The following is an 8286-nucleotide window of genomic DNA, read 5'->3' as shown; positions in this document are numbered from 1 at the left end:
AAAAGAAAAAAAACAGCCCAATAAATGAGCTGTCTTCCCCAAAATAAAAAAATAAAACTAAAATTTAATTTGTTTCCTGTTTGATTTACGAATTACAATTCATATCAAAAATGTATTCTTTCAATTGAATCGTTTCGTCTTATCAACTTCGATCTTCTTTCCTCTTCTTGACTTGATCTAAAATTATCCAGCCAATGGCAATTAGTATTGAGAGACATAAGTAGAGTCTTAAATAGTCATAAAATTTTTCATTAACAATAACAAGACCTATTACCCAAAAGAAAACCGCAATAGTCGACGGTGTTAGAAGTTTTTTTATCATAATTCAAGATCAAGAAAGTACATTAATTAATTTAAAAGCAACTCAAAAATGAGTTGCCTTTTTCTAAAATATAAAATGAATTAAAAATTAATTGATAATATATGCTGAAATTCTAAAACTACTAGAAGCACTTGCAAACGTGTAAATTACATTGCTATACTGAATTTTAAAGCTTTCTTTTTTCACATACAATCCTTTTGGATTTGTAAATTGATCATCAATTTCTTTTAAGTAAGCAGGAGTACCTGTGAGCCCGCCAGCCCAAAAATCATGTGTAAGAATTATAGTTTTATTTACAGCATCTTCTGATGATTTTACAACATGATTTATTGCTGCTTTTCCTCCATTAAAATTATAACTAATATAAGTCTGATTTGCAGCTGTATTAAAATACAAATAAATACTCGCAATTGACTGGTTAGCCGGCAATGCAGCATTTGCTCTTGCAACTAAATATTTAAAATAATCACTTGTTGTTGGAGCTGTAGATAAGAAAGCTGGTAAATAGCCAAAATATTTATAAGGATTTCCCTTTCCACTTAAAAATAGTTTGTAATCATCTGTAACTGTTGGTGGCGCATTGGTAAATTTAAGTGTTGCACTAACTCCATTCGTTCCCGTAGCAACAAAATTATTGGTTGCACTGTCATAAATGAAATTGGTAAGCTTTTGACCTTTAACAGTAACTGGTAGTTTTGAAACAATTCCTGTAGAAGTGAAAGCAAACGCTAGATCATACGCTTCTTGGCTACCTGGCTCTAGAGAGTAAGCAGTTCCGAAACGAGCACTAGTATTGTAATCAAATTCAAATTGATGTGTTGTAGTTCCGTCGTTTGTTTCCATTAATCTAAACAAAGGGCTAAACATATCCCCATTTAAACTACTAATCATTGGCTTGTTTTTTGCTAAATCTGTCCAATCCTGAGCAGTTGCTTTTACAAAACGTAGAAAATGTCCATTTCTATTAGTTCTAAAAATAATGTCTCCATTTTTTTGTCCATAATAGTAGAACTGAAAATCACCTAAATATCCTTTTGCTAAAAGTGAACCTGTCGGATAGTTTCCCGCATCAGATAAAAGATGAATTCTATTTTGTGTTGTAAATACCAAACTTACTGTACTTCCCATCTGCATATCATACTGGCTTCTGTAAATCTTTGTATCTGTATCCGTACCTATAGTAAAATCAGATGCCATATCTACTTTTCCTTCTGGAAGAAACTTAAATAAATGCGTCCATCCTCCTAATTGTGTACTATCAGTATAATAAACCGCTTTCCATCCTTCTGCAGAAGAAAGTAGCAAATCATTTAGTTCTTTTTTACGTCCACTTAATCTTTCCGTTGCGTTTTCGTCGAATTTTGCATCAACCTCTGTGCTTGTACATGATCCCAAAAGCAAAGCTCCAAAAGAAATCATTAAGTACTTGTATATTTTTTTTACTTTCATAATATCTATTTTTAGAAGATTATTGTCCTTTAATTATTTGTTACAAAATCAGTATTCTTTTGAGCTTCATCTCTTAAAGCATAAAAATCAATATTGTAAGCATCTTTGTAATATTTAACTACAAGAGCTTCTTTAGCCTTTAAGCTTGCTTTAGCTGTAGCATCTGTTACACTAGCTAATATTGCATCATATTCTGCCTTTGAGCTTGTTAGAATTGTAGCAGCTGTTTCAGCAAAATCTTCATAGATACTCAATCTTGCATAACTTGTAATAAAACCTAAACTTCTTGAAGTACTAATCGCTGCAGTATACCAACTTGTAGTATAACCTGCTGGTGTTATTTTGGCCCATGCTTGCTCATCAAAAGGCTTGGTTTGATTCAAAATATGAACATACTCATGCTGAATCGTATGGATAAACTGCGTTACGTTTGCTCTATTTTTTTTGTCCAGTTTATCTACCTGAAAAAGAGTAACCTTCTGACCTGATTCTGCAAGTCCTAATGTTACTGTACCATTCGTATTTAAGTTTACCCCTCCAACAAGCACAAACTCTCTAGGCGCAATCTTTTTAACGAAATCTGCTCCACCAATACTACTGTAACTATCAATCCAGATTTTCTTAACTACTTCCATAGCTGGTTGTACTTTATCTCCTTTTGGTGGAAACAAATACTTATTATTATCAACCAAATTCTGATTCCATATATAATATACATGAATATTATAAGGATCTAAGAAATTTACATCAATCCATTTATCTAATTCAGTTTTGTTTGGTACTGAAAAATCTAACCAGCTTTCTTTTGGCTGATCTTCATGAGCACAAGAAGCAAGAAGCAATACTCCTAACATTAATGCAGCTTTATATATTTTTGTTATTTTCATAATACTTTCTAATTAAAATTTATCTAGGATTTTTCTCAATACCATTACTTGAAGCTCTTAATGGAATTTGCACTGCTCTACGTTTATCATCTTTTTCTAAAACGTTGTGTCGAACCACTTTACCAAATTCAAGAGTATTATGTTCTACAACTAAATTAAAACGCTTGATATCGAACCATCTTAGTCCTTCTCTCATGAAATCTCTTCTTCTTGCTTCAGAAATTGCTTTAATGTAAGAAGTCTGAAGTTCACTTAATGCGTAAAAAGGAGTAAATTCATTTGCTACAACTGGATATTTTGTAGTAACTCTTGTTTGATCTAAAATATCGGTTGCAGGATTATAGCCAGAAGTTCTGGTTCCTAAGAAATATCCTAACTCGGTATTTACTTCTGCAAATCTATTTTTCATTACAAGTGCTTCGATACGATTTAGATACATTTCATCATTACTAAATAAAACTGTTGAAGTGTAAGCTTGTCCAATACCCGCTGTAGCATTAGTTACTTTAAAATACTCATAAAGTTTATGAATAAAAACATTTGAGCCTCCATAGTAGTATCCATCTGCTCTAATTAAACTTTGCTTACCCCACATGTTGGTTTGCGGACCTAACAATTCATCAGCTTTTTGTGATGGAAAAGCAAATCGGTAAGATGCTGCTCTTCTAGCCGCTGAGTTAGGATAACTTACCAATAAATTCGTTTCTTGTTCTACTTTAGAATACTCTATTGGCATTTGAGCAAAAACAGCGCTACTAAAAGCTGCATAATTTCTAATTTTATCTGTTTTAGAACCAAGTCCTTCAGAATACTCCAGTACTTTATCCCAATCTCCTTTTATCAAATAAAAACGACAAGCAAAGGCTTTAGAAGCGTTTACATTAAAGTGATACTTAGGCTCTTTATAATTATTGGTAACATATTTCAATCCTTCCAAAAGATCTTTTTCTGCTAAGTCAAAAACTTCTTTAACGCTATTTCTTTTATATTGTCCTAATAAAGCAGTTTCAGGCTCTGTAACATATGGTACTCCTAAATCTGTTGCAGCAGTTGCAGGATTATAACGATTTGAAAACAACGAAACCAACATAAAATGGTTATAAGCTCTAGCAATTAAGGCTTCACCTTTTTGGGGATTTAAACTAGAAGGGTTTCCTAACTTTTCAATAGAAAGCAAGGCTTGATTTGCAGCAGCAATTGCCTCATAAGATCCTGTCCAAAATCCATTTTCAGTATCATTATCTATCTGAGTTTGCATTTCCCAGTTAAAACTCTGTTCATTACTTATGTTAGCGTTTGTTTTAACTTCTGTATCAAAAATATTATCTGACATTGTCTCTGCAATTTCAAAATAAGTGGTCATAGGATAAGCTGTAACCAACAATTCTGAAATTTTCTCAGGAGTATCTATCTGTGTTCTGTTATCTGGTATTTCTGAAAGAAATTCATCGCAACTACTAATACTAACCAGTAATAATAATGACAGTGTAATTTTTATATTTTTCATAATTAATTTAATTGTTAAAATGAAAGGTTAATAGCAAAAGTATATTGTGCTGTAATTGGGAAAGCTACCCCTCCTGTATTACGGAACTCAGGATCTTGACCATGTAAGTTTTTGTCTGAGTAAATCAACCATGGATTAACTGCTGATGCTTTTAAATTAAAAGTACCTAAACCTAACTTTCTTTTAAAATCACTTGGAAATTCCCAACCAAGAGAAATATTTTTTAATCTTACAAAATCACCACTAGCAATTCTAACATCAGAAAAATTATAAGTGTTATAGGCAATTTGCATATTGTTATCACCATAATTTCTGTTCATTAATTGATCTGCAATAACAGGTACATTAGTACGGTTTTCGTCACCTGGATTGATCCATCTGTTAGCAAACTCTTTTGTAAAAACAGTTAAATCAGTGTATTTGTTACTATAAACTGGGTTTAATCTTACTTTATTACCTCCTGATCCTACTACAAATACATAAAGAGACCAGCTTTTGTAAGTAAAAGTATTGGCAAGACCAATTGATTTATTAGGCTCAACGGATCCCTCATATTTCAAATACTTCATAACATCATTTGTATCCTGAAAATCAGCATCTGTAATATTACTTTCAGCACCATCTTGCAATTTAAATGTTGGTAATCCTTCATTGTTTAAACCCGTAAATTGATATGAATACAATGAGTTTCTAGGATGCCCTACAGTATTACCACCATTTCCAGCTATCAAATCAAATGCTGAAGGTCTGTTTGCCAATTTTGTAATTTTTTGATCGTAAATAGAAAAGTTTAATGTAGTAGACCATTTGAAATCAGGTGAAGCAATATTTTGAGTTGTAAAACCAACCTCAATACCTTTAGTTTCCATGTCTGCATTATTACCCATTTTTACAGCTTGTCCTCCAACTCCAGATGTAATAACATAGTCAATCAAATCAAATGCTTTACGTCTGTAAACATCAGTTGTAAACTGAACTCTGTTTCTAAACATCCCTAAATCAACACCAATGTTTGTTTCGAATTGTTTTTCCCAAGTCAAATCCTGGTTTTGCAAATCCTGAATACGTATTGCGTTTTCTCTGTCAGTTGTTGCGAAACGATCTGTGATATAACTTTTATAAATTGCTAAAGAGTTAGTTGCAGGTCCTGCAGTTGCTGTTAAACCATAAGAAGCTCTAAGTGCTAAATTGTTTACAGATTCTACATCTTTCATGAATTTTTCTTCTTTGATATTCCATTTACCACTCACTGTGTATGTTGGCAACCATCTAGAAGAACCTGTATCTCCTTGTCTATTAGATCCATCATAACGCCCTGTTAACGAAGCAGTATAACGACGATCGTATGTATAACCAACTTTTCCAAAGAAACCAACAGTACGTTCTCTTTCAGCTCCAAAATCATAGTAAGTATTTCCTTCATTAACCAATTTTTCAATCAACTTAGGATCGATAAAAGCACTAAGACCTTTTTCATATTGTAAACCTGCAGCTGTAAAGTTGTCATTGTTTCTATCAACAGATCTAAATTCTGTACCAAAGAAACCTTCTAGTTCATGTTTTTCATTAAATGTATTTCTGTAAGTAACACTATTTCTAACATTGTAAGAAGTCATGTCATTAGTGTATTTTCTCAAGAATCCTCCATTTTGCAACACTGAAATTTTAGGAGCTGTTAAATCATTTGGATCTTGATATAAAAACACGTTATCCTTTTGAATTTGTGTGTTCGGATTAGCTCCAACACCAGCATTATAAGCACCTACAACATTTGAACCTTCATAGATTTTATGTTCTCTAGATGTAGTAGCGTAACGAGCTGAACCTGTAAAATTATAAGTTAAATTTTTACTGATTTTGTATTCTAAATCTCCCTGAAAACGAATGTCTTTAACTTTTATTCCAAGTTTATTATTATTCAATTCGTTAATAATATTCATTGGTGCCCAGTTATTTTGATAATACTCTAAATTACCATTTTCATCATAAGGTCTCAATGTTCTACTTGTACTCAAAACATAGTTGAAAGGGTTGATATCAAAATCTCTTGTAACTTTTCCAAATACAACATCATTTTTACTTTCGTAAGTACCAGGAGCTTCCTGATCACGAGCAGAAGCAAGTGTTGATAAAGTAATATTCAATCTATCATTGATGTAGAATGTACCTTTTAAGTTTGATGATAATTGTTTTACATTATCCGCAATAGTCCATCCCGGATCTGTGTAATATCCTAAAGAGCCGTAAAAAGTATTATTTTTTCCACCTCCAGAAAAGCTTAATGAATGATTTTGAGTAATTGACGGTCTAAATAAAACTTTAAACCAGTCAGTATTAGCTAATTCATATTTTTTCAAGAATTCATTCACATAAGGCTGATCATTTTTTACGCCATATAAACCATTTGACGTTTCATAAAGATTAACCTGTTTTGCCAAAATACCATAAACACCACTAAATCTTGATGTTAAAGACGAACTTTGGCTCAAATATCCTTTTTCTCTCATCTCTTGAAAAACACTCATTGACTCCTGAGAATTCAAAACATCGTATTGAGTATAACTTGGTACCGCTCTTACTGTATTTTCAAGAGAATAAGTAATTTTTAAAGGAGCATCTCTACGACCTTGCTTAGTAGTTACAACAACAACTCCGTTTAATGATCTTGAACCATAGATCGAAGTAGCAGATGCATCTTTCAGAATTTCAATACTTTGAATATCATTAGCATTTAATCCCGCAACAGCAGAACTTAATAATGTTGCTGAGTTACCAGAAGCCAAATCTGCAAATGTTACATTGATGATATCTTCCTGAACAACTCCATCAATTACCCATAAAGGTTTTGTGTCTCCAAAAATTGAAGAAGATCCACGAACTGTAATCTTAGGAGTAGAACCAAAAGATCCTGTAACGTTTTGTACAGTAACTCCGGCAGCTTTACCTTCAATCATTCTACTTACATCAACAACACCATCTACTTTCAATTCAGCGCCAGAGATTTTACTGATTGCTCCAGTAAAAGTTCTTTTTGAAGTTTTTTCGTATCCAGTTGTAATGACAACCTCTTTAAGATTTTGTCCAGCTTCTGTTAATACGATTGTTGGTGTATTATTCTCTATACCAATTTCTTTAGATTCCATACCTACATAAGAAATTACTAAACGATTTACGTTAGCTGGCATTTCGATAACGAAATTTCCATCAAAATCGGTTAAAACAGCCGTTTTTGTTCCTTTTGCCATAACTGTAGCTCCCGGAAGCGGACTGCCAGTTTGATCTGTTACTTTTCCTTTGATGATTGGTCCAAAAGTCAAAAGTTCAAATAATGAATCATGATTATTTGAATTTGAAAAAGTACCAGCAACACTTTTTTGAAGTACAATTTGATTGCTAACTTCAGAAAAAGTAATATTAAATGGTACTAATATTCTGCTTAGAATACTAGACAAAGTTTCTTGATTTGCTTCTATACTAACTTTTTGTGTAAGTTGAGGAAGTCTTGAATTGTAAGAAAATTTTACATGAGCAGATTTTTCAATTTTAGATAAAGCATTGTCTAAAGTTAGATTTTCGACTGTAATTGTAACTTTAGTATCTAGTTTTTTCTGCCCATTTACATTATTTGCCATCGTAACACTTGAGAATATAAGTGCTAACACAAATTGAAACAGCGTTATTTTCATGATTTGGTGAAGTAATCGTTGCTTGACAACAGGTTTTTTCATAATTTTGGTTTGTTTTGATTAATACTATTCGAGTGTATTTTAAGAAACATCATAAATTACTCTTTACAGAGAGTGATTTACAAATTGTAAGTGTCGAGGATGTTACAGCATATTCGGCACTTTTTTTATGCATTTACTTTTTACATAGGCAGTTATCTCTTTATTTTAGCTTTAGACATTCAGTTTAATTTTGGTTTTTCTATTCTTTATTTTATTGAATTTACATCTCTCTAGTTACAGCCAGAAGTCGTAATTACAATTTGATTTCCATTCATTTCATAATTTGTATCGTTACCAATACTTTTACAAATAATTTTTAGTTTTTCAGCTAATGGTTGATCGCTTAATGAAGTGGTTAATCGGCAGTCTTTTAACTTATCATGAGGAAAATCA

5 protein-coding genes are annotated in these 8286 nt (G+C 32.1%); all 5 read right to left on the bottom strand.

Annotation, left to right across the window (positions count from 1 at the left end; genetic code table 11):
* Positions 1–409 precede the first annotated feature (409 nt).
* Positions 410–1771 carry a DUF4302 domain-containing protein gene (locus VGE71_RS04285; protein ID WP_331137189.1) on the bottom strand — a complete coding sequence of 454 codons (1362 nt, stop codon included), beginning with the start codon at positions 1769–1771 and terminating at the stop codon, positions 410–412.
* A gap of 29 nt (positions 1772–1800) precedes the next feature.
* Entirely contained in the window at positions 1801–2658 is an 858-nt protein-coding gene (locus tag VGE71_RS04280; protein ID WP_331137188.1) for a putative zinc-binding metallopeptidase, read from the bottom strand.
* Positions 2659–2677: 19 nt separating this feature from the next.
* The gene (locus VGE71_RS04275; RefSeq protein WP_186296540.1) at positions 2678–4165 is read right to left on the bottom strand and encodes a RagB/SusD family nutrient uptake outer membrane protein; all 1488 of its coding nucleotides are present in this window, start codon (positions 4163–4165) and stop codon (positions 2678–2680) included.
* 14 nt (positions 4166–4179) lie between these two features.
* Complete coding sequence (locus VGE71_RS04270) at positions 4180–7893, bottom strand: SusC/RagA family TonB-linked outer membrane protein (protein ID WP_331137187.1); 3714 nt, start codon at positions 7891–7893, stop codon at positions 4180–4182.
* Between the two features lie 230 nt (positions 7894–8123).
* Positions 8124–8286 (bottom strand): DUF4974 domain-containing protein (locus VGE71_RS04265; protein ID WP_331137190.1); only part of this gene is annotated, 163 nt, incomplete at its 5' end.

The organism is Flavobacterium sp., from assembly GCF_036405015.1.
Taxonomy (GTDB): Bacteria; Bacteroidota; Bacteroidia; order Flavobacteriales; family Flavobacteriaceae; genus Flavobacterium.
This window is presented reverse-complemented; position numbering and strand designations above follow the sequence as displayed.

Bases quoted from the DNA above. Each gene is read 5' to 3' on its own strand.
- VGE71_RS04285 (WP_331137189.1), bottom strand. From the start codon at position 1,771: ATGAAAGTAAAAAAAATATACAAGTACTTAATGATTTCTTTTGGAGCT.
- VGE71_RS04280 (WP_331137188.1), bottom strand. From the start codon at position 2,658: ATGAAAATAACAAAAATATATAAAGCTGCATTAATGTTAGGAGTATTG.
- VGE71_RS04275 (WP_186296540.1), bottom strand. From the start codon at position 4,165: ATGAAAAATATAAAAATTACACTGTCATTATTATTACTGGTTAGTATT.
- VGE71_RS04270 (WP_331137187.1), bottom strand. From the start codon at position 7,893: ATGAAAAAACCTGTTGTCAAGCAACGATTACTTCACCAAATCATGAAA.